The organism is Curtobacterium sp. 9128 (assembly GCF_900086645.1).
GTDB lineage: Bacteria > Actinomycetota > Actinomycetes > Actinomycetales > Microbacteriaceae > Curtobacterium.
Map to the genome: position 1 here is coordinate 3,638,908 of NZ_LT576451.1, position 26,220 is coordinate 3,665,127.

Annotated in this window: 25 protein-coding genes; 7 read left to right on the top strand and 18 right to left on the bottom strand. The window is 71.1% G+C overall.

What is annotated here, in order from left to right; translation table 11 throughout:
- The first annotated feature begins 80 nt into the window (after nt 1-80).
- Nucleotides 81-815, top strand: a complete 735-nt coding sequence (locus QK288_RS17370) for a hypothetical protein (RefSeq protein WP_281265519.1) — start codon at nt 81-83, stop codon at nt 813-815.
- Between the two features lie 706 nt (nt 816-1,521).
- Here the strand turns inward: QK288_RS17370 and QK288_RS17375 are convergent.
- From QK288_RS17375 to serS, 5 genes are all read right to left on the bottom strand, one after another.
- Nucleotides 1,522-2,928: an NAD(P)/FAD-dependent oxidoreductase gene (locus QK288_RS17375; RefSeq protein WP_281265520.1), complete on the bottom strand. Its 1,407-nt coding sequence runs from the start codon at nt 2,926-2,928 to the stop codon at nt 1,522-1,524.
- A gap of 2 nt (nt 2,929-2,930) precedes the next feature.
- A complete protein-coding gene (locus QK288_RS17380; protein WP_281265521.1) occupies nt 2,931-4,280 on the bottom strand; it encodes an HTTM domain-containing protein in 1,350 nt (449 codons plus the stop codon).
- Nucleotides 4,281-4,282: 2 nt separating this feature from the next.
- Nucleotides 4,283-5,041: a DUF5819 family protein gene (locus tag QK288_RS17385; RefSeq protein ID WP_281265522.1), complete on the bottom strand. Its 759-nt coding sequence runs from the start codon at nt 5,039-5,041 to the stop codon at nt 4,283-4,285.
- Nucleotides 5,042-5,280: 239 nt separating this feature from the next.
- On the bottom strand, nt 5,281-6,123 hold the full coding sequence (locus QK288_RS17390; RefSeq protein WP_281265523.1) for an HAD hydrolase family protein: 843 nt from the start codon (nt 6,121-6,123) through the stop codon (nt 5,281-5,283).
- Entirely contained in the window at nt 6,120-7,388 is a 1,269-nt protein-coding gene (gene serS / locus QK288_RS17395; RefSeq protein ID WP_281265524.1) for a serine--tRNA ligase, read from the bottom strand. Before serS ends, QK288_RS17390 begins: the two co-directional genes overlap by 4 nt.
- Before the next feature lie 117 nt (nt 7,389-7,505).
- Between serS and QK288_RS17400 the strand changes: the two genes are divergently transcribed.
- Nucleotides 7,506-8,579 (top strand): diacylglycerol kinase family protein, encoded by a 1,074-nt coding sequence (locus QK288_RS17400; protein WP_281265525.1) that lies wholly within the window; start codon nt 7,506-7,508, stop codon nt 8,577-8,579.
- On the opposite strand, the gene pheA is transcribed toward QK288_RS17400, so the two are convergent.
- The 4 genes from pheA to QK288_RS17420 form a co-directional block, all read right to left on the bottom strand.
- Complete coding sequence (pheA, locus tag QK288_RS17405; protein WP_281265526.1) at nt 8,576-9,532, bottom strand: prephenate dehydratase; 957 nt, start codon at nt 9,530-9,532, stop codon at nt 8,576-8,578. The genes QK288_RS17400 and pheA overlap by 4 nt on opposite strands.
- 516 nt (nt 9,533-10,048) lie before the next feature.
- On the bottom strand, nt 10,049-10,594 hold the full coding sequence (locus QK288_RS17410; protein WP_281265527.1) for a MarR family transcriptional regulator: 546 nt from the start codon (nt 10,592-10,594) through the stop codon (nt 10,049-10,051).
- Between the two features lie 9 nt (nt 10,595-10,603).
- On the bottom strand, nt 10,604-11,056 hold the full coding sequence (locus QK288_RS17415; protein ID WP_281265528.1) for a hypothetical protein: 453 nt from the start codon (nt 11,054-11,056) through the stop codon (nt 10,604-10,606).
- Nucleotides 11,053-12,360 carry a molybdopterin-dependent oxidoreductase gene (locus QK288_RS17420; RefSeq protein WP_281265529.1) on the bottom strand — a complete coding sequence of 436 codons (1,308 nt, stop codon included), beginning with the start codon at nt 12,358-12,360 and terminating at the stop codon, nt 11,053-11,055. The genes QK288_RS17415 and QK288_RS17420 overlap by 4 nt, the downstream gene beginning before the upstream one ends.
- Before the next feature lie 57 nt (nt 12,361-12,417).
- Between QK288_RS17420 and QK288_RS17425 the strand changes: the two genes are divergently transcribed.
- The 3 genes from QK288_RS17425 to QK288_RS17435 are packed head-to-tail and all read left to right on the top strand — an operon-like array spanning nt 12,418 to nt 15,180.
- On the top strand, nt 12,418-13,863 hold the full coding sequence (locus QK288_RS17425; RefSeq protein WP_281265530.1) for a glycosyltransferase family 87 protein: 1,446 nt from the start codon (nt 12,418-12,420) through the stop codon (nt 13,861-13,863).
- Nucleotides 13,860-14,939, top strand: coding sequence for a GTP 3',8-cyclase MoaA (gene moaA / locus QK288_RS17430; RefSeq protein ID WP_281265531.1), 1,080 nt, complete (start codon nt 13,860-13,862; stop codon nt 14,937-14,939). The genes QK288_RS17425 and moaA overlap by 4 nt, the downstream gene beginning before the upstream one ends.
- A 1-nt stretch (nt 14,940) precedes the next feature.
- Complete coding sequence (locus QK288_RS17435; protein ID WP_281265532.1) at nt 14,941-15,180, top strand: MoaD/ThiS family protein; 240 nt, start codon at nt 14,941-14,943, stop codon at nt 15,178-15,180.
- A 51-nt stretch (nt 15,181-15,231) separates the two neighbouring features.
- On the opposite strand, the gene QK288_RS17440 is transcribed toward QK288_RS17435, so the two are convergent.
- The 6 genes from QK288_RS17440 to QK288_RS17465 all read right to left on the bottom strand — a co-directional run bounded on the left by QK288_RS17440 (nt 15,232) and on the right by QK288_RS17465 (nt 20,468).
- The gene (locus tag QK288_RS17440; protein ID WP_281265533.1) at nt 15,232-16,329 is read right to left on the bottom strand and encodes an ionic transporter y4hA; all 1,098 of its coding nucleotides are present in this window, start codon (nt 16,327-16,329) and stop codon (nt 15,232-15,234) included.
- Nucleotides 16,330-16,341: 12 nt separating this feature from the next.
- The gene (locus tag QK288_RS17445) at nt 16,342-17,367 is read right to left on the bottom strand and encodes an ATP-binding cassette domain-containing protein (RefSeq protein ID WP_281265534.1); all 1,026 of its coding nucleotides are present in this window, start codon (nt 17,365-17,367) and stop codon (nt 16,342-16,344) included.
- Nucleotides 17,364-18,164, bottom strand: a complete 801-nt coding sequence (locus QK288_RS17450; protein ID WP_281265535.1) for an ABC transporter permease — start codon at nt 18,162-18,164, stop codon at nt 17,364-17,366. The genes QK288_RS17445 and QK288_RS17450 overlap by 4 nt, the downstream gene beginning before the upstream one ends.
- On the bottom strand, nt 18,161-18,973 hold the full coding sequence (gene modA / locus QK288_RS17455; RefSeq protein ID WP_281265536.1) for a molybdate ABC transporter substrate-binding protein: 813 nt from the start codon (nt 18,971-18,973) through the stop codon (nt 18,161-18,163). Before modA ends, QK288_RS17450 begins: the two co-directional genes overlap by 4 nt.
- 63 nt (nt 18,974-19,036) lie before the next feature.
- The gene (locus QK288_RS17460; protein WP_281265537.1) at nt 19,037-20,074 is read right to left on the bottom strand and encodes a ThiF family adenylyltransferase; all 1,038 of its coding nucleotides are present in this window, start codon (nt 20,072-20,074) and stop codon (nt 19,037-19,039) included.
- Nucleotides 20,061-20,468, bottom strand: coding sequence for a TOBE domain-containing protein (locus QK288_RS17465; RefSeq protein ID WP_281265538.1), 408 nt, complete (start codon nt 20,466-20,468; stop codon nt 20,061-20,063). Before QK288_RS17465 ends, QK288_RS17460 begins: the two co-directional genes overlap by 14 nt.
- Before the next feature lie 129 nt (nt 20,469-20,597).
- Between QK288_RS17465 and QK288_RS17470 the strand changes: the two genes are divergently transcribed.
- On the top strand, nt 20,598-22,259 hold the full coding sequence (locus QK288_RS17470; protein WP_281265539.1) for a glycosyltransferase family 39 protein: 1,662 nt from the start codon (nt 20,598-20,600) through the stop codon (nt 22,257-22,259).
- Nucleotides 22,260-22,299: 40 nt separating this feature from the next.
- A complete protein-coding gene (locus QK288_RS17475; RefSeq protein ID WP_281265540.1) occupies nt 22,300-22,815 on the top strand; it encodes a GNAT family N-acetyltransferase in 516 nt (171 codons plus the stop codon).
- Nucleotides 22,816-22,852: 37 nt separating this feature from the next.
- Here QK288_RS17475 and QK288_RS17480 read toward each other — a convergent pair whose 3' ends face one another.
- From QK288_RS17480 to QK288_RS17490, 3 genes are read right to left on the bottom strand one after another with little or no spacing between them, the layout of a single operon-like run.
- Nucleotides 22,853-23,785 (bottom strand): 4-(cytidine 5'-diphospho)-2-C-methyl-D-erythritol kinase, encoded by a 933-nt coding sequence (locus QK288_RS17480; protein WP_281265541.1) that lies wholly within the window; start codon nt 23,783-23,785, stop codon nt 22,853-22,855.
- Nucleotides 23,786-23,794: 9 nt separating this feature from the next.
- The gene (locus tag QK288_RS17485) at nt 23,795-25,099 is read right to left on the bottom strand and encodes a PLP-dependent transferase (RefSeq protein WP_281265542.1); all 1,305 of its coding nucleotides are present in this window, start codon (nt 25,097-25,099) and stop codon (nt 23,795-23,797) included.
- Nucleotides 25,099-26,133, bottom strand: coding sequence for an LLM class flavin-dependent oxidoreductase (locus tag QK288_RS17490; protein ID WP_281265543.1), 1,035 nt, complete (start codon nt 26,131-26,133; stop codon nt 25,099-25,101). Before QK288_RS17490 ends, QK288_RS17485 begins: the two co-directional genes overlap by 1 nt.
- Nucleotides 26,134-26,220 lie beyond the last annotated feature (87 nt).

The window sequence follows — 26,220 nt, forward strand, 5'->3', positions numbered from 1 at the left end:
ACGCGATCGCGGCGCCCTGCGACGCCGTCGACGGATTCGCCGTACCGACAACCGAACCCACAGCATTGGCCTTCGTAGAGTTGTCCGCCTTCGCCGCAGCCTGCGCCGCAGCCTTCGACGAGCTCCCCGGGTCCGTGTCCGCGTTCTGCGTCACATTCGACGACGCCGCCGTCAGCTGGTTCCCCGCGATCTGCGCAGCAGCCTTCGCCGAGATGTCCGCAGCCGCCGACGCAGCCGACGTCCCATCATCATTCGCAGCCGCCTGCGCCGCAGCAACCGCCGCAGGGTTGTTGTTCCCATCCGCATCCGCCGACGCCGACGCCGACGCATTCCGGTTCCCGTTCGCCTCCGCCGACGCATTCGTCGACGACGTCCCGATCGCAGCACCCTTCGACGCCGAGTTCGGCGACGCATTCGCCGCAACCGAACCAGCCGCATTCGTCCGCGACGAATTATCGTTGTTCGCCGCACCCTGCGCAGCAACCGAACCAGCAGCGTTCGGATTCGCACCAACGTTCTGCGCAGCATCCGCCGCCGCCGCAACAGTCTGGTTACCCGCGATCCGAGCAGCACCCTTCGCGGTGATGTCCGACGCCGCATCAGCAACAGACGTCGCATCATCATTCGCCGCCGCCTGCGCCGCCGCAACCGCAGCCGGATTGTTGTTCCCATCCGCACGCGCCGACGCAGCAGCCGACGCCGACGCATTCGCATTCGACGGCGCGGGCGGCGGAACGACGGGCGTCGGCGCATTCGTCTCCAAGCCCGAGACGCTGAAGGCGTTCTGGCGATTGAAAAGTCCGAAGATCAGATGACCCAGCCACTCCCGGCCGTTGATCGTCTTGAAGATGACACCGGTTGTCTCGATGCCGTCGGTAGGATTGTTCACGAACGTCATCGTGGCTCGCGCGCCTGGCGCACCGCCACAGGCCCGGAAGTCAGATGATGTCTGGTTGACCCATGCACCACCGGAGGACTGGTTGTAGTCGTTCTTGACCCACAGGCACTGGCCCGCCGCATTGGTGATCGGCCCAGACTCGCCCGAACTCGGGTAGGTGAACTGCGCGAGGTTCGCGGCGAATGCCTGGGCCGCGGTGTCGAAGACTTGACCAGCAGCGGCATTGTTTCCGACGCCCGCTTGCGATCCGGTCCATCGCACGAACTTGCCGCCGGACGTCGGGAAGACGAGCGGACCGGTGATCGAGTTGACAGATGCACGCGATTCAGACTGTGTGGACTTTACCTTCAAGGCGTCATCTGCTTGCGCCGATGAAAGAACGCCGAACGCGGCACCGGATGCCGCGAGCGCACCGATCGTCGACGCTGCGACGATCTTGCGTGTGGCAGAGCGCTTGTGCTTGCTCATGTGATTGATTTCTTCCTGTCGTGGAGCGCCGTCATCGGCCATCTCCTGATTGATCCCCGCACACGCTCATCACGTACAGGGGTCCCCGGCCGGCGCACATGGGGGATGCTCCGGTCGAGCCCGGCCCGGGCGATGGCACCCGGGCCGGAAGTCGTTCATGCGGCGTTGAGTGCCCGGTTCGCCGCGTTGACACCGCTCATGCCGTGCACGCCCGGCCCTGGCGGTGTGGCAGCGGAGCAGAGGTACACGCCGGGCACGCCCGTCCGGTACGGATTCGGCCCGAAGGTCGGCCGGGCGATCAGCTGCCGGAAGGTGTTCGCCCCGGTGTTGATGTCACCCCCGACGAAGTTCGAGTTCGCCGCCGCCAACCCCATCGCACTGGTGACGCGGGTGGACACGATGCGCTCCCGGAACCCGGGTGCGAAGCGCTCGATCTGGCTGGTGATCCGGTTCTCGGCGGCGACGGTCGACCCGTACGGCACGTGGGCGTACGCCCAGACGGGGTTGAGTCCGCCCGCGGACCGCGTCGGATCGGCCTTCCACTGCTGGCCGACCAGGGTGAACGGCGCCCGCGAGGACTTGCCACCGACCACCTGGGCCTCCGCAGCAGCGACCTCGTCCGCGGTGCCGCCGAGGTGCACGACGCCGGCTTCCTGGCACTCGGCTGCGATCCACGGGATGTCGCCGTCGATCGCGAAGTCCACCTTGTAGGCGGCGGGACCGTGCGCGTACTCGGTGAACGCCCGGCGGGAGCGCTCGGAGATCCGGTGGTGCAGGATCTCGACGGCAGCGCTCGGTGCGACGTCGAGGAGCACGACGTCGGCGTCTCCGAGCTCGCGGACGTCGGTGACGGTGCGGCCGGTCTCGACGTGCCCGCCGAGCGACTCGAGTTCCGTGACCAGGGCGTCGGCGAGCACCTGCGCACCACCCCGGACGACCGGCCAGCCGACCGCGTGCCCGGCGGATGCGAGCATCACACCGATGGCGGAGGAGAACGTCGTGTCGAGCCGTCCGAACGCGTGCGCGGCGATGCCGGCGAACAGCGCGCGGTGCCGTTCCTCACGGAAAGAACCGGCGAGCCGCAGCGCAGGCTGCGAGGCCAGAGCCCCGAACCGCGCCATCAGCGCCGCGTGTCGGGGCATGCGAGCCAGGGGCTGCAGGGCATCGGCGGTCAGGTCGTCGAACCGCTCGGCGAAGGGTCCGAACAGGTTGCGCCAGGTGGACCCGTCGACGCCCATGCCCTCGGCCGTCGCCGCGATGTCGCGGTACAGCAGGCCGACGCTGCCGTCGTCGAGCGGGTGGGCGAGCGCGGCAGGCGCCTCGTCCCAGTGCACGCCGTGCCGCTCGAGCTCGAGGGAACGGAGGAACGGCGAGGCAGAGGCGAGCGGCATGAACGACGCTCCCAGGTCGTGGACCAGGCCGGGGGCGGTCAGCTCCGCGGAACCGACCGCTCCCCCGACCCGCCAGTGCGACTCGAGCACGGTGACGCTCGCGCCTGCCTGCGCCAGCCGGATCGCGCCGGCGAGCCCGTTGGGCCCGCTGCCGACGACGACGGCCCGCACGCTCAGACCACCACGGAGTCGTCGCGACGGTCGGTCGCGTCCGCGTCCGCGTCGTCCGGACTGGAGGCACGGCTCGCGCTCTCGGCAGGGCGTCGCGTCCACAGCGTGGCCGGCTCGGGAGTCGTGGTGACCACGTCGACGTCCGTCGCGGTCGCGACGGGGGCGACCCCGGCCTCCAGGTCGTCAGTGGCGACCACCGGCGAGACGGGAGCCGCACCGGACCACGCGTCGTCCACCGGGGTGGCTGCGACGGCGTCCGCCGTCGTCCGCCGCTCCGCCAAGGTGACCCCGGGCGAGCGTCGCGCCGCGTTGCCCCAGGCGCGCTTGAGGCCGCGGCCCATGGCGCGCCAGGTGTGGTCGCGGACGAAGATCGCGTCGACGGCGATCATCGCCATGGAGAAGAACGGCAGGCCCATCAGGACGCCGATGCCGACGTGGAACGACATGATGCCGATCAGGACGATGATGCGGGTGATGCGGTTCAGCAGCATCGGCAGGAACATCATCTGCAGGATGATCGTGCCCCACGAGAACGCGGCGACCATGGGGCCCCAGGTGGTGATGATCTTCGCGATCTCGGGCCAGGTGGAGAACCGGTCGACCATGAGCGGGCCGTAGACCGCGGTGCCTGCACCCCAGGTTCCGCCCTGTGCCTTGTAGAGCGCGCCGGACATGTAGACGAAGCCGACGTGCATGGTGGTGACGACGATGGCGAGGTTGTGGAACATCGCGGTGTACGGGCGGACCATGCGGCTGCGGCGGTCGAAACGGCGCAGAGCGTCGTGCGACTTCGCGTGGCGGCGAGCATCGAGCGAGAGCCGGGCCGAGGTGTCCGCGAAGAGCATGTAGATCATGACCATGCGCAGGAGGTTGTCGCTCTGGTCACTGAGCAGGTCGTTCATCTCGATGAACGACACGTAGAAGACCAGGTACACCGGCAGGACGAACTTCGTGCGCCACCCGATCGCCACCAGGAAGGCGATGACGAACAGGCCGATGTAGCTCAGCGTGAAGCCGACGTTGTCCGGGCCGACGAAGTTGAACCACTTGAACAGCCAGATCTTCTCGAAGTCGCTGCCCGGGTAGAGGTGCTGCCCGGTCCACGCGGAGCCGGCGCCGTACGCGTAGAGGCGGGTCGACCAGTTGGCGGCGAGGATCCCCATCCCCATCACGCCGATCAGGATGCGGAAGACCGCGAGGCCGTACAGGGCTCGCTTCTTGCCGAGGAGCCAGTCCTCGGAGAAGGTGGCACCGCGGCTGGCGAGCGTGACGACTCCGGCGCGACCCGCGCACGCGAGGTCCTTGAGCATGCGGCCGAGGCGAGCGGCCTCGGCGGTGATGATGTTGCCCATGGTCACTTCTCCTCTGCGAGCTTCTTGAAGGTGTCGGCGAAGTCCTTGTGGGACTGGCCGGGCATGATGAAGGTGCCGCGCCAGCCCGTCGGGGACCACTGCTCGGGTTCTGGCTTCGCGTCGGGGTTGTTGCGCTGGTCGAAGGGCACCGCGTTCTGGCGGGAGATGGCGAAGCGGATCGTCGTGACGTCCTCACCCCACATCGTCTTGGCGACCTGGGTGGCGTAGGCGCTCGTGTAGGCGTGCTGGGTGATGAACGAGCCGGCGTTCGCCCTGGCCGTCGCGTCGTCGCCCGACGCCTTGTAGAGGGCGCTCTCGAACCGGGACTTCCAGTCGGCGCCGGTGTAGTAGTTCGCCTGGACGACTTCCTGCTGCTTCTCGTTGAGCTTGCTGTACGCGTCGCGGTACTTGCTGGCCTGCTCGTTGGCGAGGCCGGCGGCACGCGGCGGGAGGAGGTTGTGGCGGGAGAGCTTGAGCTCGTCCTCGGCGGCGTCGATCCACTCGCTGTTCTGCTGCTTGCCGTCGACGTTCTCGACCGCGCGGACGTAGAAGTGGTAGTTGCCGTTGATGGGGTCAGGGGCGAAGACGGACCAGCTCTGCCCGAAGAACGGGATCTGCCAGCTGGTCAGGAAGTTGCCCGGGACGATCGAGCGCATGGCCGCCGAGTACGGGGCGATCCAGAGCAGCTGGGCGAAGATGTGCCACGCCGCGATGAGCGACACGAGCACGAGGACGACGCGAACGACGGGGCGGCGTCGCATGAGATGGGATTTGGGCGACGTGGACGACATGGGACCTCTCTGATCGATTCGGGGTTCGAGAGGTGGCACCGTGACACGGCCCGAAGACTCTCGTAGTGAAATATATCAATACGAGAGTGAACATGCAACATTCACATATCATCCGAGATGCGGCGTGGTGACGCAGCAACGCCGAAGGGCACCGCAGATGCGGTGCCCTTCGGCGTTGTTCGCTGTCGCTCAGGCGACGGGTGGGGATGTCAGCGGGGCAGTGTGTCCAGGGCCGCGGCGAGCCCGTCGTCCGTCACGCCGCCGGTGATCTCGCTCGCAGCGTCGACCACGTCCTCCGGGGCCTGCCCCATGGCGACGCCGCGGCCGGAGGTGGAGGCCCACCGCAGCATGTCGATGTCGTTGCGGCCGTCCCCCGCGGCGAAGACCCGTGAGCGCGGGATGTCGAACCACTCCCGCACGCGCTCCATCGCGGTCGCCTTCGTCACGCCCTCTGGTGCGATGTCGAGCCAGGCGGTCCACCCGACGTTGTACGAGACCTTGTGCAGCCCCATCCGGTCGACGATCGCGAGGAACTCCTCGAGCCCGTGCTCGGGGGAGATCACGACGACCCGCGTCGCACGGACGCCCAGCAGCTGCGAGAAGTCGACGTGGGATCCGTGCTTCGTCATGGCGTCGTCCGGGAACTCCCCCGCGAGCAGGTAGCGCCCGTCGGGCGACTCGACGCCGTACGCCGCGTTCGACAGCGCACCGCGGATCGTCTGCAGCACGTCGGTCGGGTCGAAGGTCTCGACGTGCACCCGCACGTAGCCGTTGATCGCGTGCGGGGCGTCCGAGCGACGAAGGGTCACCGCGCCGTTCGCGCACACGAGGTACTCCGGTTCGATGCCGAGCGTCTGCAGCACGGGAACGGTCATGCCCTCGCTACGACCGGTGGAGAGCATGACCTCGTGCCCGGCAGCGGCAGCGGACTTGATCGCCTCGACGGTGGTGGACGTCACGACACCGTCCTCGCGCATCACGGTGCCGTCGATGTCGAGGGCGACGAGCCAGCGCTTCACGCGGGTCGCGGCCGTGCCGTGGGCGTCGTTCATCGGGGTTCGATCACCTCGACGCCGCCCAGGTAGGGGCGCAGGACCTCGGGGATGACGACCGTGCCGTCCGCCTGCTGGTGGGTCTCGAGGATCGCGACGAGCCAGCGCGTGGTGGCCAGCGTGCCGTTGAGCGTGGCGACCGGGGCCGTCTTGCCGCTCTCGGTGCGGTAGCGGATGTCGAGGCGGCGGGCCTGGAACGTGGTGCAGTTCGACGTCGAGGTGAGCTCGCGGAAGGTGCCCTGCGTCGGGACCCACGCTTCGAGGTCGTACTTCCGCGCGGCCGACGTGCCGAGGTCACCGGCTGCGGTCTCGATCACGCGGTAGTGCAGCCCGAGGTCCTGCAGCATCGACTCCTGGTACGCCATCAACTTCGCGTGCTCGGCGTCCGCCTCGTCCGGGTGGACGTAGGAGAACATCTCGAGCTTGTTGAACTGGTGGACCCGGAGGATGCCGCGGTTGTCCTTGCCCGCCGAGCCGGCCTCGCGCCGGTAGCAGGTCGACCACCCGGCGTAGCGGAGGGCCGGGTCCTCGGCGCCGAACGCGAGGATCTCGTCCGCGTGGTACCCGGCGAGGGCGACCTCGCTGGTGCCGGTCAGGTACAGGTCGTCGGCCTCGAGCCGGTACACCTCGGCCGCGTGCTCGCCGAGGAACCCGGTGCCGGCCATGGTCTCGGGACGCACGAGCGTCGGCGTGATGAGGGGCGTGAAGCCGTGCTGGATCGCCCGGTCGAGCCCGAGAGACATCAGCGCGATCTCGAGCCGGGCGCCGAGGCCCTTGAGGAAGTAGAAGCGCGAGCCGGACACCTTGACGCCGCGGGGGATGTCGATGATGTCGAGGAGCTCGCCGAGATCGGCGTGGTCCTTCGGCTCGAAGTCGAACTCCGGCTTGGTACCGACGGTCTTGATCGTGACGAAGTCGTCCTCGCCACCGGCGGGCACGCCGGGCAGCACGACGTTCGGGATCGACCGGACGACGCGGTTGAAGGTCTCCTCGGCGGCCGTGACGGCGGCCTGTGCCTCCTTCACGCCGGCGGCGAGCGCTTGGGCCTGCTGCACGAGCGCGGCCTTCTCGTCCTTCGGCGCCTTGGCGACGGTCTTGCCGAAGGCGTTCTGCTCGGCACGCAGGGCCTCGAACGACGAGATCGCGCTCCGCCTGGCGGCGTCCGCGGCGACCGCCTCGTCGACGACGTCGACGGAGGCGCCGCGCGCAGCCTGTGAGGCCTTGATGACATCGGGATCGTCGCGCAGCAGCTGGGGGTCAATCACCGGTTCATCCTAGCCAGACCGAGATGGACGGGAGGCTCGTGGCGGCGGCGGCACGAGCCTCCCGTCGGGTTCTGGTCCCGGAGCGCGACACGCAGGCCCCGCCGGTACCGTTGAGCCATGTCATCGCCCTCGGAGACCGCGCCCGCGCAGTCGGACGCCCTCGCCACCGAGCACCGCACTGCGGCCGTGGTCTACAACCCGGTCAAGGTGCACCTCCCCACACTGAAGCAGACGGTGGCCAAGTACGAGCAGGAAGCCGGCTGGAACGCGACGCTGTGGTTCGAGACCACGGAGGAGGACCCGGGCGGAGGGATGGCCCGCGAGGCCCTCGAAGCCGGCGCCGACGTGATCGCCGCTGCCGGCGGGGACGGGACCGTGCGTGCGGTGGGCGAGGTCGTGCACGGCTCGGATGCTTCCCTCGCGCTGCTGCCGAGCGGTACGGGCAACCTGCTCGCCCGCAACATGAAGCTGCCCCTCGACGACCTGGACGCCAGCACCCACGCGATCTTCCACGGGACCGACCGGCCGATCGACTTCGGGATCCTCGGACTCGAGCGCCCGGACGGCACCCGCGAGCAGTACGGCTTCCTGGTGATGGCGGGGCTCGGGCTCGATGCCCGGATGCTCGCGAACACCCGCCCCGGGCTCAAGAAGCGCGTCGGGTGGCTCGCCTACGTCGACTCGCTGTTCCGGTCCGTGCGCGACATCGACGGGTTCGACTTCCGGTACCGGCTCGACGAGTCCACGACGAAGTCCGTCCGCGGACACTCGGTCATCGTCGGCAACTGCGGGATGCTCCAGGCGAACGCGATGCTCCTGCCGGAGGCCGAGATCGACGACGGGGTCTTCGACATCGTGGTCATGCGTCCCCGGGGGTTCTTCGGCTGGGTGCGGATCGGCGCGCGGATCTTCTGGGAGAACGCGATCCTCCGGTGGTTCCGCCGCTCGACGCTCGGCAACACGTTCGTCGGGCGTCGGATCATCACCCGCGCCAAGCAGGAACGGCCGCTGCGCTACCTGCGTGGTGAGGAGTTCGTGCTGCGGCTCGAGAAGCCGGACGAGTTCGAGATCGACGGCGACCCCGTCGGCGAGATCTCGGCGTTCCGGGCTCGGATCGACCCGGGGGCGCTCCGTGTCCGCGTGCCGGAGCCCGCGGAGCCGACCGGCCGCGCCGCGCGCAAGCGCTCCTAGCGCGGGTCGGGCTCGCCGGAGACGATCGCGCGGAGCCAGTCCCGTGCCTCGACGAACGCCTCGTCCGAGTAGCGCAGCGGCACCTCGGACTCCAGCCGATCCGCGCGCGGGTAGGACCCGAGGAACGTCACGCGCGGGCTGAACCGACGCAGGCCGAGCAGGGCATCGGCGACTCGCTCGTCCTCGACGTGCCCGTCGAGGTCGATGACGAACCGGTAGCGGCCGAGCTCGTCCCCGATCGGCCGCGAGGACAGCAACCCCATGTTGATGCCCCTCGTGGCGAACTGCTCGAGCATGTCGACGAGGGCACCCGGGTGGTCTGCGGGCAGTTCGACGATGACGCTCGTCTTGTCCGAACCGGTGCGCTCCGGGATGCTCAGCGTCTTCGAGACGAGCACGAAGCGGGTGACGGCACTCGCGTTGTCGCCGATCGAGCTCGCGAGCACGGCGAGGTCGTGGTGGTCGGTGATGCCCGGCGGGGCGACGGCGGCGTCGGCCGTGGGGTGCTCGTCGAGCAGGGCGACGGCGGCGGCGACGTTCGACGAGGCCGGGATGTGGCCGTGCCCGGGGACGTTCGTCTCGAGCCAGCGGTGGGTCTGGGCGTAGGCGACGGGGTGCGCGTTCACGGTGCGGACGTCGGCGAGCGCGGTGCCGTGCCGGGCGACGAGCACGAAGTCGACCGGGACGAGGTACTCGCCCACGATCCGCACGCCGGGGATCCGGGCGAGGGCGTCCTGTGTGGCGCTGACGCCGCCGTCGACGCTGTTCTCGATCGCGATGACGGCACCGACGGAGCGGCCTGACATCACGTCGTCGAGCGCTTCTCCGACGTTGTTGACGCTCCGCCAGGGCTTGCCGGCAGCCGCGTCGACGAGCTTGAGCGCCGCCTCGGTGAAGGTGCCGGCGGGTCCGAGGTAGCTGTACGTGTCGGACGCTGCGTCGGGCTGGCTCATGCCGCCGAGCCTATTGCACCCGTCCACGCCGCCACGGCCGGGTCAGTCGGCCGCCGGTCGCCACTGCTGCGCACTCGCCGCAGCGGGCGCCGCCGCAGCGGGCGCCGCCGGGCGGGAGGCCCGTGGCGGCCCGGCACTGGGCCTCCCGCCCGCCCCGCGGCGAGTGCGGGGCCGTGGCGGCCCGGCACTGGGCCTCCCGCCCGCCCCGCGGCGAGTGCGCAGACGTGGCGACGCCCGGCGGCTGCCGGCCACCGCTTCCGCGCACTCGCCGCCGGGCACACGCGCGCACCGCCGGGCGGGAGGCGCGGGTCGGGCTGGCACCGGGTCCCCCCCGCCCCGTAACGAGTGCGCAGACACGGCGACGCCCGGCGGCTGCCGGCCACCAATACTGCGCACTCGGCGCCAGGCACACGCGCGCACCGCCCGGCGGGAGGCGCGCGGCGGCCCCGCACCGGGCCTCCCGCCCGCCCCGCGGCGAGTGCACAGACGTGGCGACGCCCGGCGGCGAGGCCCGCGTCAGTCGGCCGCGGTACCGGTCAGCCGCGCCTCGCAGATGGCCGCGTCGTCGTCGTCCCGGGGGTAGGTCAGCGCCGCGAAGCGCCCCTCGGGGTCGAGCGTGGTGAGCAGCGACTTCGCGATGCCGTCGAGCTGGGCGACCTGCTCGTCGGTCAGCGCGTCGATCACGAAGCGACGGGCGGTACGGACGTGGTCGGGCGCTGCCTCCACGATCGTGGCGTACCCGGCGTCCGTGAGCCGCACGTCGGTCGCGCGGCGGTCGTCGGTGGACGGGCAGCGCGCGACGAGTCCGCGCTTCTCGAGCCGGGACACCACGTGCGACAGCCGCGGGAGCGACGCGTTCGTCGCCGATGCGAGCGCGGACATCCGGAGGGTGCGCGTGTCGGTCTCGGAGAGCATGGCGATGACCATGTAGTCGAAGTGGGTCAGGTCGGCGTCTCGCTGGAGCTGCTGGTCGAGCGCTGCCGGCAGGAGTTCCATCACCGCGACGAGCTTCATCCAGGCACGCAGCTGCTCGCGCGTCAGCCAGGGCGTCTCGTCGGTCATGCTCCCATCCTACGAAATGGTTGTCGTTTCAACCACCCTGGAGTTCCGCCGAGCCGTCAGCCACCCCACGACGAGCACCGCGACGACCACGAGCAGCAGTGCGCCCTCGACGACGAGCAACCGCGTGGTGTAGTCGAACGGCACCACCGTGGGGTTCTTCGCACCGTGGTGCTTCGCGGCGATCTCCGGCAGGACGACCAGCGCCAGCACGCTCCCGAGCACGACGGCCGCCTGCACCACCACGAGTACCCACAGGCGGAGCGCACGGCCGGCCCGGCGGAGTCCGAGACCGACGAGGACCACGAACGGCGACAGTATCGCGTCGTGCAGGATCACCGCGCCGAGGAGCCAGGTTGCGAGGCCCCCGATGCGGTTCGGACGGACGGTGGTGACCATGACGTACGCGCCGAACGCGATCACGAGGACCCCGACGACGACGAGCACGATCCGCGCGGCCTTCACGAGAGCACCTCGATCTTCGCGATCCACTTCGTCTGCAGCACGCCGGGCCGCCCGGGCGCGATGATCCGAGCGGGGAACCCGTGGTCGAGGTCGAGCGTCGCGCCGTTCAGCTCGAGCGCCACGAGCGTCGTCGGGTCGGACGCGTACTCCGGCCCCATGTCCATGATCCGGTAGCCGCCGTGGCGCTCCAGGCTGGTCACCCGCACGTGCGAGGACGGGTCGGCCTGCACCGCTCGGAGCAGGTCGCGCATCCGGACTCCCTTCCAGGTCGCCATCTGACTCCATCCCTCGACGCACGAGATCGGCAGCGCCGCCTCGGTGGTCCCGAGCGCGACGAGCTCGGCGCGGGAGAACATCCTCGTCACCGCTGGACCGGCCACCGTGAGCGACCAGTCCGCTGCGGTCGCGGTCGCGAGGACGCCAGCTGCCCGCGCGGTCCGGTTCACCGGGAGACCGTTCGGGCCGATGTGCCGCTTGCGGGGCGCGAAGACGTTGAACGGCTCGGCGAGCTTCGAGGACTGGCCGGCGGTGAGCACCACGACGCCGGCGGTCGCGGCCGCGATGCCCGTGAAGAAGCCGCGACGGGCGATCCGCTCGCGTCGACCGGCGGTCGGTTCCGGCCGTCCGGCCTGTCCGGCCTGTTCGGTCCGTTCGGTTTGTTCGGTCTGTTCCGGACGGGAGGCTCGGCCCGGCCCCGCCCCGTCGGCCCACCGCATCACGCGGCCGGTGATCCCCCGCGGGTACGCCGCGGTGGCGTCGTACGCCGGCAGCTCGCTGCCGACGGTGTCGTCGTGCACGAAACGGCCGTCCGCGTCGTAGGAGTCCCGCTTCCGCCAGTAGCGGCTGATCACCCGGAGCTTCGCGCCGATGTGGATCACGAGCGACCCGATGATGACGTACGCCAGCGCGTAGTGCACCTGCCGGAACGGGAACGGCCACGGGTACCACTGGAACGTGTTCACGAGCCCGGTCGCGACCTGCACGATCGACGCCGCGACGAACACCGCGATCGACGCACGCTCGAGGAAGTGCAGGACGTTCCGCACCGGCGGGTCCTGGGCCAACGCGGGCATCACGGTGTTGAGCTTCGCGAGGAGCAGGGGGATGATCGCGATCCCCGCCGTGATGTGGAGCCCCTGCGTGAACTGGTAGAGCTGCACGGGCCTGGTCGGGAAGCGCATCCCGGGCAGCGGGTCCTGCAGCAGGTGGCTGTAGACACCGGTCCCGAAGCAGATCAGGAACGCGATGCCGAGCAGCCGTCCGATGACGACCGCCGATCGCGCGTTCCGGTTCGGGGAGGCCATGGCGGCCCGGGCATCGTGGAGGCCCTGCCGGACGAACGTCGGTAGCCTCGACGGACCATGCGTCTGCGTCCCGGCACCCTGCTCCCGACCGTGCTCGCCGTCATCGGCGTGCTGGCCCTGGCGGGCGTCATCGCCTTCGGGGTCACGCATCTGGGGTTCCTCCGGTCCGGTCATCGACAACCATTCGTTGCGTGGACCCTGATCGCTTGGGCGGTGTTCGTCGTCGCGGTCGTCGGGCTCCGGTTCGTCCCGGCTCGTCTGGTCACCATCATCGTCCTCGGCGGCGCCGTGGTCGTGGGGCTCGCCGCCATGGTCGGTCAGCCGAACACCAGCACCGACTCTGCTCGCTACGCCTGGGACGGCATCGTCCAGCACGCCGGGGTCTCGCCGTACGCGCACACGCCGCAGTCGACCGCGCTGTCCGGCCTCCGTCCGGAGTGGTTGTTCCCGGACAAGGTGAACGGCACGTGCGAGCCGCTGCAGCCGCGGTACCGCGGGCTCGGGGACGGGGCAGCCGGACACTGCACGGCGATCAACCGCCCCGACGTGCCGACGATCTACCCGCCGATGGCCGAGCTGTGGTTCGCGCTCGTGCGCTTCTCCGTGCCGGCCACCGTGCAGTACTGGCCGTTCCAGCTCGCCGGCCTGCTCGTCTCGCTCGGCGTCACCGTCGGACTCCTCGTCGTCCTGCGCCGCATCGGCCGCCCGGCCTGGTGGGCGGCGCTCTGGGCGTGGTGCCCGCTCGTGGCGTCCGAGGCCGTCACGAACTCCCACGTCGACGTCGTCGGCGCGGCCCTCGCGACCGCCGGCGCCGTGCTGGTCGCGTTCGGCCGGCCGATCTGGGGCGGGATCATGCTCGGCGCCGCGACGTGCACGAAGCTCATCCCGGCGATCGTCTACCCGGCGCTGCTCGGCCGGTGGCGGAACTGGTGGGCGGTACCCGTCGGCATCGCCGTGTTCGGGTTGCTCTACGTCCCCTACGTCGCGTCGACCGGAGCGAAGGTGCTCGGGTACTTGCCCGGCTACCTGACCGAGGAGGGGTACGAGGACGGCTCCCGCTTCGCCCTCGTGTCGCTCGTCGCGAAGGGCGACCTCGGCACGGTGATCGTCGCGCTCGTCGTCCTCGTCGCAGCGGTGCTCGCGTGGCGCCTCTCGGACCCGAGCCGACCGTGGTCAGGCGAGGTCCTGATGATCGGCGTGACCTTCCTCGCGGTGACGCCGCGGTACCCCTGGTACGCGCTGCTCCTGATCCCGTTCGTGGTGCTCTCGGGGCGGTGGGAGTGGATGTCCATCGCGCTCGCGATCGCCCTGCGTGGTGTGTGGCCGTCGGTGGACGCGTACCGCTGGTGGCTCGGCGCGGCGATCCTGGTCATCGTGGTGGTGACGGTCATCCGGACGGACCGGTCGGACTGGATCCGCTGGCGCGACCGGCTCCTCCCGGGGCGCGACCGGCGACTGCTCCCGGTGCGCGACCGACGACCCGCCGTATCATCGCTGCCATGACGGCTCGCATGCTCCCGTCGACGGGACTGCTCCGTCGCGTCCGGCAGCCGTCCGCGCCGATCCCCCACCGGCCGGACGACGACGGCCTGCTCGACCGGTTCGGCCGACGGGCGGTCGACCTCCGTGTGTCCCTCACCGAGCGGTGCAACCTCCGGTGCACGTACTGCATGCCGGAGCAGGGGCTGCCGGTCATCCCGAACGAATCGCTGATGACCGCCGAGGAGATCGAACGGCTCGTCCGTCTGGGCGCAGCGCACCTCGGCATCCGCAAGGTCCGCTTCACGGGCGGCGAACCGCTGCTCCGCCGTGACCTGGCGGACGTCATCGCCCGGACCGCTGCGCTCGGGGTGGAGGTCTCGCTGACGACCAACGCGATCGGGCTCGCCGCACGCGCCGCCGATCTGCGGGCCGCCGGACTCGACCGGATCAACGTCTCGCTGGACACCGTCGACCCCGACGTGTTCGCGGAGGTCACCCGTCGGCCGTTCCTCGACCGTGTCCTCGACGGGATCGCCGCCGCGGACGATGCCGGACTCGGCGTGAAGATCAACGCCGTCCTGCTCCGCGGCGTGAACGACCACCTCGCACCCGACCTGCTCGCGTGGTGCCTGGACCGCGGCCACGAGCTCCGCTTCATCGAGCAGATGCCGCTCGACCCCGGACACGCCTGGGACGGCGACGACATGGTCACCGCTGCCGAGACCCGAGCGCTGCTCGGCGACCGCTTCGTGCTGACGCCGCACGACGCCCCGCGGGACGGTGCCCCCGCCGAACGGTTCCGGGTCGCCGCACGGTCCACGGGCGACGAACTCGGCACCGTCGGCGTCATCGCGAGCGTCACCGAGTCGTTCTGCGCCGACTGCACCCGCACCCGGCTGACCGCCGAGGGCCACGTCCGGAGCTGCCTGTTCTCCGACGACGAGTCCGACCTCCTCGACCCGATGCGCGCGGGCGCGTCGGACACCGACGTGCTCGACCTGTGGCGGCGGGCGATGTGGGCGAAGCCGCGGGACCACGGGGACGACGCCGACGGCATGGTGCACCCGTCCCGTGGCATGAGCGCGATCGGCGGCTGAGGTGACGACGATCCGGTTCTTCGCCGCGGCGCGCGCTGCCGTCGGCCTCGACGAGACCACGACGGACGCCCACACGCTCGACGACGCCCTGCGCGCCGTGCGGGCCGACGACCCCGAGCGCTGGACGGCCCTGCAGGAGCGGTGCTCGTACCTCGTCGACGGCGTGAGCACCCGCGACCGGTCGACCCCGCTCACCGGTGTCGCACTGGTCGACGTGATGCCGCCCTTCGCCGGCGGCTGACCCGCCGACGGCTGACCTGCCGACGGCTGACCCGCTGGGCAGGGCAGCGCGCTACGGGCTGACCGACAGGACGATGAACGCGGCGAAGATCACCAGGTGGACCCCGCCCTGCAGCCGCGTCGCTCGTCCGGGCAGCACCGTGAGCACCGCGGCGACGATGGTCAGCGCGAGCAGCACGATCTGCGCCGACCCGAGGCCGAGCAGCAGCACCCCGTCGGTGAAGAACGAGGCGATCGCGATCGCCGGGATCGTCAACCCGATCGACGCCATCGCCGATCCCATCGCCAGGTTCAGGCTCGTCTGGATCCGGTTGCGTGCAGCGGCCTTCGACGCCGCGATGCCCTCCGGCAGCAGGATGAGCAGCGCGATCACGACACCGACGAACGACGGCGGGAACCCGACCGCGGCGACACCGGCCTCGATCGCGGGCGACTCCACCTTCGCCAGCCCGACCACGGTCACGAGCGCCAGGAGCAGCAGCCCGAGCGAGATCAGCGTCGCGCGTCCGGCTGGACGGTCGGCGTGGGTGTCCTCGGATTCCTCGAGGACCCCGCCCGACCGGTTCACCGGCAGGAAGAAGTCGCGGTGCGCCACGGTCTGGGTGACGACGAACAACCCGTAGAGCGCGAGGGACGCCACTGCCACGAACACGAGTTGGACCGCGGTGAACGACGAGTCGGAGGTGCCGGTGGTGAACGTCGGCAGCACCAGCGTCAGCACCGCGAGCGCGGCGACGGTCATGGTCGCGGCGGAGGCGCCCTCCTGGTTGAACCGCACGGTGTTGTGCCGCAGGGTGCCGATCAGGATCGCGAGCCCGACGAGCCCGTTCATCGTGATCATCACCGCAGAGAAGACCGTGTCCCGCGCCAGTGTCTCGGCCTTGGCGCCTCCGGAGCTGGAGAGCGCGATGATGAGGGCGACCTCGATGATCGTCACGGCGACGGCGAGCACGAGCGACCCGAACGGTTCGCCGACGCGGTGCGCCACGACCTCCGCGTGGTGCACGGCCGCGAGCACCGTGCCGGCGAGGACGACCGCGACGAGGACGACGACCGCCGTCCCGAGGTCGTGCCGGCCGAAGGAGACCACGAGCACGATCGCGGCGATCACGGGCACTGCGATGGGCCACGCCCGGAGGATCCTCGTCACCGGGCAATCCTGTCACCGTCGCGGTTCGTACACGTCCACTTCGCCGACCGGCACCGCGATCCGGACGTCGTCACCGACCGCGAGCCCGAGCCTGCTGGCGGCCGCCACGGTCACGTCCGCGACCAGCTCCTGCGCATGGATGCGCACGAGTCCGTCCCGCGGCTCGAGCGCGGTGACGGTCCGCAGCAGACCGGAGCCGTCAGGGCCGACGACCGCGGCGGTCGGGTGGTAGGCCGCCAGACACCGGCGGCCTGGAGGCTCGACCCGCGTCCGCCCCGACAGCTCGCCGCCGCCGTCGAGCGCGATCCCACCAGCGGTGGCGGTCCCGGCGAGCAGCACCAGTCCGGAGAACGCGGCACCGAAGTCGCTCGTCGGACGCCCGAGGACCTCGGCGGTCGTGCCGGACTCGACGACCCGGCCGTGGTCGACGACGAGCACCCGGGTCGCGAGCGTGACGACCTCGATGGGGTCGTGCGTGACGAGCAGGCTCGGGCGCCCGGCGATCGCGGTCGCCAGGGCCGCACGCACGCTGCCCCGCGCCTCGACGTCGAGCGCGGACGTGGGCTCGTCGAGCAGGAGCACGGCGGGGTCGGCGGCGAGCGCCCGGGCGATCGCGACGCGCTGCGCCTGCCCGCCGGACAGGGTCGCGGGATCGCGGTCGGCCAACCCGACCGCGTCGACGAGTACCAGGGCCCTGTCGGAGGCGACCCGTGCCTCCCGTCCGCGCCTTCCGGCGGACCGCGGACCGTAGCCGACGTTGCCGGCCACCGACAGGTTCGGGAACAGGTCGGAGCGCTGCGCGACCAGACCGACCCGGCGTCGGTGCGGTGGCACGGGTCGACGGCCGCCGTCGACCGTGCTGCCGTCGATGTCGATCGACCCGGCGTCGAGTGCGAGCAGGCCGGCGACGGCCTCGACGATCGACGACTTGCCGGCGCCGTTCGGCCCGATGACCGCGACGCACTCGTCCGGCCCCACCTCGACGACCACGTCGACGTCGCGGTCCCGCAGGACCACGTGGGCGCGGAGCCCGCTCACGACCAGGCCGCCCGGGCTCCGGTGCGGATCGAGGTCAGCCCGATCACGACGACCGCGACCACGACGAGCACGAGCGCCAGCGCGACGGCCGTGTCCGGGTCGACCTCCCGCTGCAGGTAGATCTCCAGCGGCAGGGTGCGGGTGACGCCCTCCAGGCTGCCGGCGAAGGTCAGCGTCGCACCGAACTCACCGAGGGCCCTGGCGAAGCAGAGCACCAGGCCGGACGCGATGCCGGGCAGGGCACGCGGGATCGTCACGGTGAACAGCACCCGCGTCGGACCGGCACCGAGCGTGGACGCGATGCGCTCCAGCCGGTCGCCGCCGATCCGGAGCGAGCCCTCGATCGCCGACACGAGGAACGGCATCGCGACGAACGTCTGCGCCATCACGACCGCCGCCGTGGTGAACGCGATGCGGACGCCGTGGTCGGCGAGGAAGCCACCGACGGGCCCGATGCGGCCGAACGCTGCGAGGAGGGCGAGTCCGCCGACGACGGGTGGCAGGACGAGGGGCAGGAGCACGACGGCGCGCGCGACACCGACCCAGCGGGAGCGGACGCGGGAGAAGACGACGGCGAGCGGGAGCCCGAGGACGAACGCGATGCCGGTCGCGGCCGCGGCCGTGCCGAGGCTCAACCCCAGTGCGGTGAGGGACGACGGTGCGGTGACGAGCGCGACGAAGGACGTCCAGTCCACCCGGCCGACCATCGCGAGCACCGGGACGACGACGAACAGTCCCCCGAGCACGGCCGGGACCGGCAACCACCACGGTGCCGCCGTGCCCGACCTGCTCGTCACGGTGCGCCGAAGCCCGCCGTCGTGAGCACCTTCTCGCCCTCGGCCGAGCGGACGTACGCGCTGAACGACTTCGCGAGCGCGACGTTCGACGAACCCCGCACGACGCCGATCGGGTACGTGTTCACGGCGCTCTTCGACTCGTCGAACGACACCCCGTCCACCTTGTCGCCCGCGCCCTTGACGTCCGTGACGTAGACGAGCCCGGCGTCGGCCTGTCCCGACTCGACCTTGCCGAGGACGTCCGTGACGGACTGTTCCTCGCTGACCGGATGCAGGGTGACGCCGGCAGCCTGCTCGACCTGCTCGGTCGCCGCGCCGCACGGCACCGGGGCCGCGCACGTGACGACCTGCAGACCGGAGGCGGTGAGGTCGTCGAGGTTCGTGATCTTCTTCGGGTTCCCCGGAGCGACGGCGATCTGCAGCACGTTGGTGGCGAACGCCGGGGTCGTGCCGCTGATCAGGTCGGCCTTGGTGAGCTTCGTCATGTTCGCCTCGTCGGCGCTCGCGAACACGTCGGCCGGCGCACCGTTCTGGATCTGCGTGACGAGGTCGCTCGAGCCGGCGAACGAGAACTTCACCGTCGTGCCGGGGTGCGCGTCCTCGTAGTCCGATCCCAGCTCGGTGAAGGTCTTCTGCAGCGAAGCGGCAGCGAACACCGTGATCGTGCCGGTCGGGCCGGCGCTCGCACTGCTGCTGTCCTTCGCGGTGCCGGTGGCTGTGCCGGTGCCGGCGCTGCCCGTGCTGCACCCGGCCAGGACGACGGCGACGACAGCGGCCGTGACGGCGGCGGTGATGGTCGTGGTGCGCATTCGGTCTCCCACCTCAGTGACCGCATCCGCGGATCGACTGAGACATCCTATCCGCAGATGCGTTCACACAGTGGGAAGTCCCTCGCGGACCCACGCTTGCATGCCACCGTCGAGGATCGTCGTCGGCCGATCGGCGCTCGCTGCCCAGGCGACGGCGCGCGGGCCCCGGGCGCACACGACGACCACCGGGCCGCCGTCGTCCGGCAGGTCCTCCGGCGGGATCGCCCCGGTGATGACGCCGCCGGCACGCTCGGCCGGGGTCCGGACGTCGACGACCACCACGGGATCGGCGGCGTCCGCGATGCGCGCGGCGAGGGCCGACGGCGAGATGCGGTTCCCTGGTGCCACCTCGGGAGCGTCCGGTCGTCGCGACCCAGGGCCTCGCCGGAGCGGACTCTCGGTCCACCGCCACCGACGGGCGTCGACGCTCAGCACCCGACCGAGCAGCGGTTCCCCGAGCCCGGCGACGAGCGCGGTCACCTGTGCTGCCATCACCGAGCCCACCGCACCGCAGAGCGCCGGCAGGACCCCGTCGAGTGCGCACGAGCCCTCGTCCGGTCGCACCTCTGGATGCAGGTCGTGGAAGTCCACCACGCGGTCGTCGAACACCGAGACCTGCCCGTCGTAGCCGAGCACCGTCCCCCACACGAACGGGACCCCGTGCCGTGCGCACGCGTCCGAGACCGCACGTGTGACGACGACCGAGTCCGCGGCGTCGACCACGACGTCGTGCCCGGCGACGAGGTCCGCGTGGAAGGACCCGACGACGGCGTCGACCCGGCACTCGGGGTCGACGGCACGGACACGGGCAGCTGCGACCTCGGCCTTCGGCACCCCGATGTCCGCGGTGCCGAAGAGCGTCTGCCTGGCGAGGTTCGACGCGTCGACGACGTCGGGATCGACGATCGTCAGCCGGGCGATGCCGCTCCCCGCCAGGTACGCCACGACCGGGGCACCGAGTCCACCGGCACCGACGACGAGCACACGGGCGGACGCCAGCCGTTCGAGGACGGGATCACCGCCGGCGTCGAGCGCCGCGGTACGGGACCCGAGGCGACGGCGTCCAGGGGTCAGGTGCTCGTGCTGGTCAGTCGTCGGCATCCGGTGTCTCCACGGTGACCATCGTCGCCTTCACCGAGGCGACGGCGACCGACCCGATCTCGAGCCCCAGGTCGCGGACGGCCTCCGCGCTCATCAGCGAGACGACCCGGTGCGGACCGCACTGCAGCTCGACCTGGGCCATGACGGTGTCGACGACGAGGTCCGTCACGATGCCGACGAAGCGGTTGCGCGCCGAGCTCCGCACCGGTGCCGCCGGATCGGGCAGCGACGCCCCGTGGGCCTTGGCGTGCGTGGCGAGCTCGCGCCCGTCGACCACCGCGCGACCGGCGTCGTCGGCGAGTCGCGAGAAGGTCCCGTTGTCGACGAGCCGCCGCACCGTGTCGTCGCTCACACCCAGGTAACGGGCGGCGTCCTTGATGCGCAAGCGGCTCATGCCCAGACCCTAACCCGTCACCACGACCCGTCGGTTCCTGTGAGGGCTCCGAATCCGAATGTGACATTCACAGCCAGGCACGCCGATTCCCCAGGGGCCCGCCCAGGGGCCGTCGCTACCGTCGAGCGCGTGAGTTCCCCCCGCACCGGCAGCATCCGGGTGCCCCGTCCGATCGACGCACCCGTGGTCCGTTCGCGGCTGCGCGGCGCCGCCGGAGCGCTCGGCCTGTCGGTCGTCCGGACGCCGGAGCTGTCCGTCGGTGCGATCGGCGCGCTGGTCTCGTCTGCCTTCGCCTGGGTGCCGTCGCTCTGGTACGACGAAGCCGCGACCGTCACCAGTGCCCAGCGCTCCTGGCCGCAGCTCTGGGCCGAACTGCACTCCGTGGACGCCGTGCACGGGCTCTACTACGCGCTCATGCACGTGTGGTTCTGGCTCGTCGGGTACACGCCGTTCACCCTCCGCTTCCCGAGCGCCCTCGCCATCGGTGTCGCCGCCGGACTCGTCGTCGCCCTCGGCCGCCGGCTCGGTGGCAGACGACTCGGGATCGTCGCGGGCCTCGTGTTCATCGCACTCCCCCGCGTGCAGTGGGCCGGCAGCGAAGGCCGGCCCTACGCGACCGTCACCGCGCTCTCGGTCTGTCTGACACTCGTCGGGCTCACGGCGGTGCGACGGACCCGAGCGAACGGACGGCACCCCGTCCAGTGGTGGATCGCGTACGGCGCGCTCGCCGTCGTCGCCGTGACGCTCAACGTCTACCTCGCGCTCGCGGTCGTCGCGCACGCGGTCGTCCTGCTCTGGACCCTCGTGGCCCGCAGGTCCGCCGTCCGTCGATCCGCACTCTCGGACCGCGGTGGCACGGTGGCCGCACCGCTGGTCACACGGCGCGCACTCGTCCGCTGGGTGATCGCCGGGGTGGCCGCGGCCGTCGTGGTGTCGCCCTTGGTGATCGAGGTCGCGTCGCAATCGAAGCAGGTCGCCTGGATCGCCGGCATCACCTCGCGGACCGACGCCCAGGTCTTCGCCACCGCGTGGTTCGGTGGCGACAACGTCTACGCGACGGTCGCCTGGGCGCTGATGGCCGTCGGCGTCGTCACCGCGCTGGTGCGGGCACGCCGGACGTCTCCTGCCGTCCGTGACCTGTTCCGCGCACAGACCGTGCGGGTGGCACTCCCCCTGGCGCTCGTCCCGACCATCGTTCTGGTGGGCGCGACCGCGCTCGGTGAGCACCTGTACTCCCCGAAGTACGCGAGCCTGAGCCTGCCGTTCGTCGCCGTCCTGATCGCCCTGGCGCTGACCGCGATCCGCCCGCGGGTGTGGCTCGCAGGGGCGGTCGCAGCGCTCCTCGTCCTGTCGATCCCGTCCGCGTACGACGTCAAGACACCGACGTCCAAGCAGGACTCGACGTGGGCGAAGGCCGCGTCGATCATCGCGTCGGTCCGGGACGCCCGACCGGACGCCGACGAAGGCGTCATCTTCGGCAGTGTGTACAAGCACCCGGGGGCCACGTCGGACATCATCCGGGTGTCCTACCCGTGGGCGTTCACCGGCATGACCGACCTCGGCGTCCGGAAGAACGGCGCGGAGTCCGGCGTCCTGTGGAACCAGACCGGCGACCTCGCCACGACGGTCCCGGCGCGGCTCGACGACATCGACACCGTGTGGTTCGTCGGCGGGACCTCGCGGAACATCGAGCCTGAGGCGGCGTCCGTCCTCGCCGAGCACGGGTTCACCGCCCGCGAGCACTGGAAGACCGGCACCGTGATCATGACCGAGTACGTCCGCGCCTCCTGACACGAGGCCCGCCGGCTGCCCGGTGTGGGATGCTGCCGGGATGCGCCACGACGTCCGACCGATCGAACCGTCCGACGCCGACCGGCTCGCCGAGCTCCTCGTCGAGAACCGCGCGTACCTCGCCCCGTGGGACCCGGTGCGCCCTGACACGTTCTTCACGGCCGACGGGCAGCGCGCCGAGATCCTCGCGTGCGTCCGACGCCGCGAGCGGGGGCAGATGCTGCCGCTGGTCATCACCACCGACGGCGTCGTCGTGGGGCGCCTGAACATCAACGCGATCGTCCTCGGCGCGTTCATGTCGGGGACGCTCGGGTACTGGGTCGCCGAGGAGTCCGCCGGACACGGGGCCGCGACCGCGGCCGTGGGGCTCGCGGTCCGCCGTGCCTTCGACCAGCTCGGGCTGCACCGGGTCGAGGCGGGGACGCTGCCGCACAACGCACGGTCGCAGCGGGTCCTCGAGAAGAACGGCTTCGAGCGCTACGGCTACGCGCCGAGGTACCTCCGGATCGCCGGCGAGTGGCAGGACCACGTCCTGTTCCAGCGACTGTCCGACTGACCGCCGGACCGCCGGACCGTCGGTCCCGGTCCTGGGCTCAGTGCACGACGCGTGCGCCGTGCACCGGGCCGGTGGCGCGGACGGCGATCATGCCGATGGCGCTCAGGGCGACCTGGACCTCGAGCGCGGTGTCGGTGTCCGCGACGAGGAACGCCACCGTCGGCCCGCTGCCGGAGACGATCCCGGCGAGCGCACCCGACTTCTCACCGAGCTCCAGGGTCTTCGCGAGCGCGGGCTGCAGTCGCATCGCCGGTGCCTGCAGATCGTTGTGCAGGCAGTCCGCGAGCAGGTCGGGGTCCCCCGCGCGCAGCGCCTGCAGCACGTTCGCCTCGACCACGGGGTTCGACGGGGCCGGCGCGATGTCGGCCCGGTAGCGCTCGCGGTGTTCGTCGAGCGCACGGTACACGGCCGGCGTGGAGAGCCCGTCGTCGCTCAGCCCGAGGACCCAGTGGAACTCGCCCTTCGCCAGCGCCGGGCTGAGCTCGTCCCCGCGGCCGGTCCCCACGGCGGTCCCGCCCACGAAGGCGAACGGCACGTCGGCCCCCAGCTCGGCGGCAAGGCGCAGGAGTTCGTCACGCCCGAGCGCGGTGCCCCAGAGCGTGTCGACGGCGAGGAGCGTCGCGGCAGCGTCCGCTGACCCGCCGCCCATCCCGCCCGCGACCGGGACCTGCTTGTCGATCGTCAGCCGGACGCCGCCCTGGTACCCCGCCGACTCGGCCACGAGCCGGGCAGCACGGATCGCGAGGTTCGTGTCGTCAACGGGCACCGCCGAAGTGTCGATGGGTCCGGTGAACCGCACCGAGAAGTCATCGGCGGGTTCGGCGACGACGTCCTCGAACAACGACACCGCCTGGTAGGCCGTCGCGACGTCGTGGTAGCCGTCGTCCTGCAGGGCGCCGACGGACAGGAAGACGTTGATCTTGCCGGGAGCGCGCGTCCGCACGCGGGTCGGTGCGGCCAGCGAGGTCATACGACCAACCTATCCCGCGCGCGCTGCGCTGAAACCCCGCTCCAGGTCGGCCAGGATGTCGTCCGGGTGCTCCAGGCCGATCGACAGCCGGATGAGCCCGTCGCCGACCCCCGCTGCCGCCCGCTGCTCGGTCGTCATCTGCACGTGGGTCGTCGACGCGGGGTGCACGACGAGCGACCGGACGTCGCCGATGTTCGACACGTGGTCGAACAGCTCGAGTGCGCCGACGAAGCGCCGACCGGCCTCGACTCCACCGGCGAGGTCGAACGCCATCACCGCCGACGGGCCTGCCGGGACGTAGCGCTGCTGCAGGTGGTGCCACGGCGAGTCGGGCAGCCCGGCGTAGTGCACGCGGTCCACCTGGTCGTGTGCGTCCAGCCACGTCGCCACCGTCGCCGCGTTCGACACGTGCCGGTCCATCCGGAGCGACAGGGTCTGGATGCCCTGCAGCACGAGGAACGCGTTGAACGGGGCGATCGCGGGACCGAGGTCGGCGGCGACCTTCGTCCTGGTGCGCATGATGAACGCACGGTTCCCGAACCGCTCGGCGAAGTTGGTCCCCGCGAAGCCGGAGTCGAGCGTCGTCAGCTGCGGGTACTTGGCGGCGTGCGCCGCCCAGTCGAAGGTGCCGCCGTCGACCAGCAGCCCGGCGATCGCACTGCCGTGTCCGGCGAGGTACTTCGTCGCCGAGTGCACGACGATGTCCGCGCCGTGCTCGAACGGCCGGACGAGGTAGGGCGTGGCGATCGTGTTGTCGACGATGAGCGGGACACCGGCGTCGTGCGCGACACCGGCCACGCCCGCGAAGTCGAGGACGTCGCCGCGCGGGTTCGGGATCGACTCGCCGAAGAACGCGCGGGTCTCCGGGCGGACGGCCGCCGCCCACTCGTCGAGGTCGGTCGGGTCCTGCACGAAGGTGAACTCGATGCCGAGGTCACGGAGCGTCGAGGCGAACAGCGTGTACGTGGCGCCGTACAGCGAGGCACTCGAGACCACGTGCGCGCCCGCCCGGGCGACCCCGAGGATCGCCAGGGTGGTCGCCGCTTGACCCGAGGCGGTTGCCAGGGCGCCGACACCGCCCTCGAGGTCCGCGATCCGTCGTTCGAGCGCTGCCGCCGACGGGTTGTTGACGCGCGAGTACGTGTGGCCGGGGACGTCGAGCATGAAGCGCCCCGCTGCCTCCTCCGACGACGGGTACACGAACGCGGCGCTCTGCGCGATCGGCGGCACGTTCCCGCCGAACCCGGGATCGGCCTTGAAGCCGGCGCGGATCTGCCGGGTCTCGAACGCCCAGCCCTCTTCCGTCGTCCCCATCAGGCAGGCACCGACGCGCGGACCAGCGGGATGACCTGCTCGCCGAAGCGCTCCATCTCCTCGAGCTGCGGCGAGAACTGCAGCAGCAGCGTGTCGACGCCGGCGTCCTCGTACTCGCGGATGCGTGCCGCCACCTGCGCAGGGGTCCCGACGAACTGCGGCCGCAGACCACGGTTCGACACCGAGTAGTCCTCGAGCGACGGCACGTGCTCGAGCTGCGACTTGGAGATGAAGTCCTGGTAGGACTCGTAGGCCCCGCCGTGCTGCACGTCGGTGATCCGCGCCAGCTCGGCCTGCGCCTCCTCCTCGGTCTCGCGGACGATCGCGTAGGCGGCCATGCCGAACGCCTCGAAGGGCGGCAGCCCGGCGTCCTCGCGACGACGACGCATCTCCGCGATCTTCGTCCGGAGCTCCTCGACCGTGCCGCCGTGCGTCACGTAGGCGTCCGCGTAGTGCGTGATGCTCGCCTTGCCCGCCTCGCTCTCGCCGCCCGCGTAGATGCGCGGGGTGATGCGCGGCTTCGGTTCCAGGTGGGCGTTCTCGATGTCGTAGTACTCCCCGTGGAACGAGTACGGGGTCTCGCGCCACAGGCCCTTCAAGATCTCGACGAACTCCGCCGTGCGCTTGTAGCGGTCGTCGTGCTCCGAGAAGATGCCGCCGTACTGGCGCGCCTCCTCTGCCCACCACGCGCTCACCACGTTGAAGGTGAAGCGCCCGCCGGAGATGTCATCGATCGTCGCCGCCTGCTTCGCCGTGACGGCCGGCAGGTGGTACCCGGGCCGCATCGCCGCCATGATCTCCAGGCGCTCGGTCGTCGCCGCGATGGCCGCGGCGAGCGCCCAGGCCTCGAGTGAGGGTGCCGCGACGCCCTTGATGTCGTTGAGGTTCAGCTCCGGCACCAGGGTCAGGTCGAAGCCGATGCGCTCGGCGCGCTGCGCCAGGCGCTTGACGTAGTCGAAGGTGACCGGCATCTGCTCGTCGTCGACGTTGCGCAGCCAGCCGCCGAAGAGCGGGGTCCAGTATCCGAATCGCACGGGGTGAGTTCCTTGGGGAGGTGAGGAGGGTCGGACTGGAGGCTCGTGGCGGGCCCGCCACGAGCCTCCAGTCCGGTGGTTCTTGCG

What these genes read in the sequence shown, in the direction of transcription:
- QK288_RS17380 (WP_281265521.1), bottom strand. Translation starts at nt 4,280, where the DNA reads ATGGGCAACATCATCACCGCCGAGGCCGCTCGCCTCGGCCGCATGCTC.
- QK288_RS17385 (WP_281265522.1), bottom strand. Translation starts at nt 5,041, where the DNA reads ATGCGACGCCGCCCCGTCGTTCGCGTCGTCCTCGTGCTCGTGTCGCTC.
- QK288_RS17390 (WP_281265523.1), bottom strand. Translation starts at nt 6,123, where the DNA reads ATGAACGACGCCCACGGCACGGCCGCGACCCGCGTGAAGCGCTGGCTC.
- QK288_RS17400 (WP_281265525.1), top strand. Translation starts at nt 7,506, where the DNA reads ATGTCATCGCCCTCGGAGACCGCGCCCGCGCAGTCGGACGCCCTCGCC.
- pheA (WP_281265526.1), bottom strand. Translation starts at nt 9,532, where the DNA reads ATGAGCCAGCCCGACGCAGCGTCCGACACGTACAGCTACCTCGGACCC.
- QK288_RS17410 (WP_281265527.1), bottom strand. Translation starts at nt 10,594, where the DNA reads ATGACCGACGAGACGCCCTGGCTGACGCGCGAGCAGCTGCGTGCCTGG.
- QK288_RS17420 (WP_281265529.1), bottom strand. Translation starts at nt 12,360, where the DNA reads ATGGCCTCCCCGAACCGGAACGCGCGATCGGCGGTCGTCATCGGACGG.
- QK288_RS17425 (WP_281265530.1), top strand. Translation starts at nt 12,418, where the DNA reads ATGCGTCTGCGTCCCGGCACCCTGCTCCCGACCGTGCTCGCCGTCATC.
- moaA (WP_281265531.1), top strand. Translation starts at nt 13,860, where the DNA reads ATGACGGCTCGCATGCTCCCGTCGACGGGACTGCTCCGTCGCGTCCGG.
- modA (WP_281265536.1), bottom strand. Translation starts at nt 18,973, where the DNA reads ATGCGCACCACGACCATCACCGCCGCCGTCACGGCCGCTGTCGTCGCC.
- QK288_RS17460 (WP_281265537.1), bottom strand. Translation starts at nt 20,074, where the DNA reads ATGCCGACGACTGACCAGCACGAGCACCTGACCCCTGGACGCCGTCGC.
- QK288_RS17465 (WP_281265538.1), bottom strand. Translation starts at nt 20,468, where the DNA reads ATGAGCCGCTTGCGCATCAAGGACGCCGCCCGTTACCTGGGTGTGAGC.
- QK288_RS17475 (WP_281265540.1), top strand. Translation starts at nt 22,300, where the DNA reads ATGCGCCACGACGTCCGACCGATCGAACCGTCCGACGCCGACCGGCTC.
- QK288_RS17480 (WP_281265541.1), bottom strand. Translation starts at nt 23,785, where the DNA reads ATGACCTCGCTGGCCGCACCGACCCGCGTGCGGACGCGCGCTCCCGGC.
- QK288_RS17485 (WP_281265542.1), bottom strand. Translation starts at nt 25,099, where the DNA reads ATGGGGACGACGGAAGAGGGCTGGGCGTTCGAGACCCGGCAGATCCGC.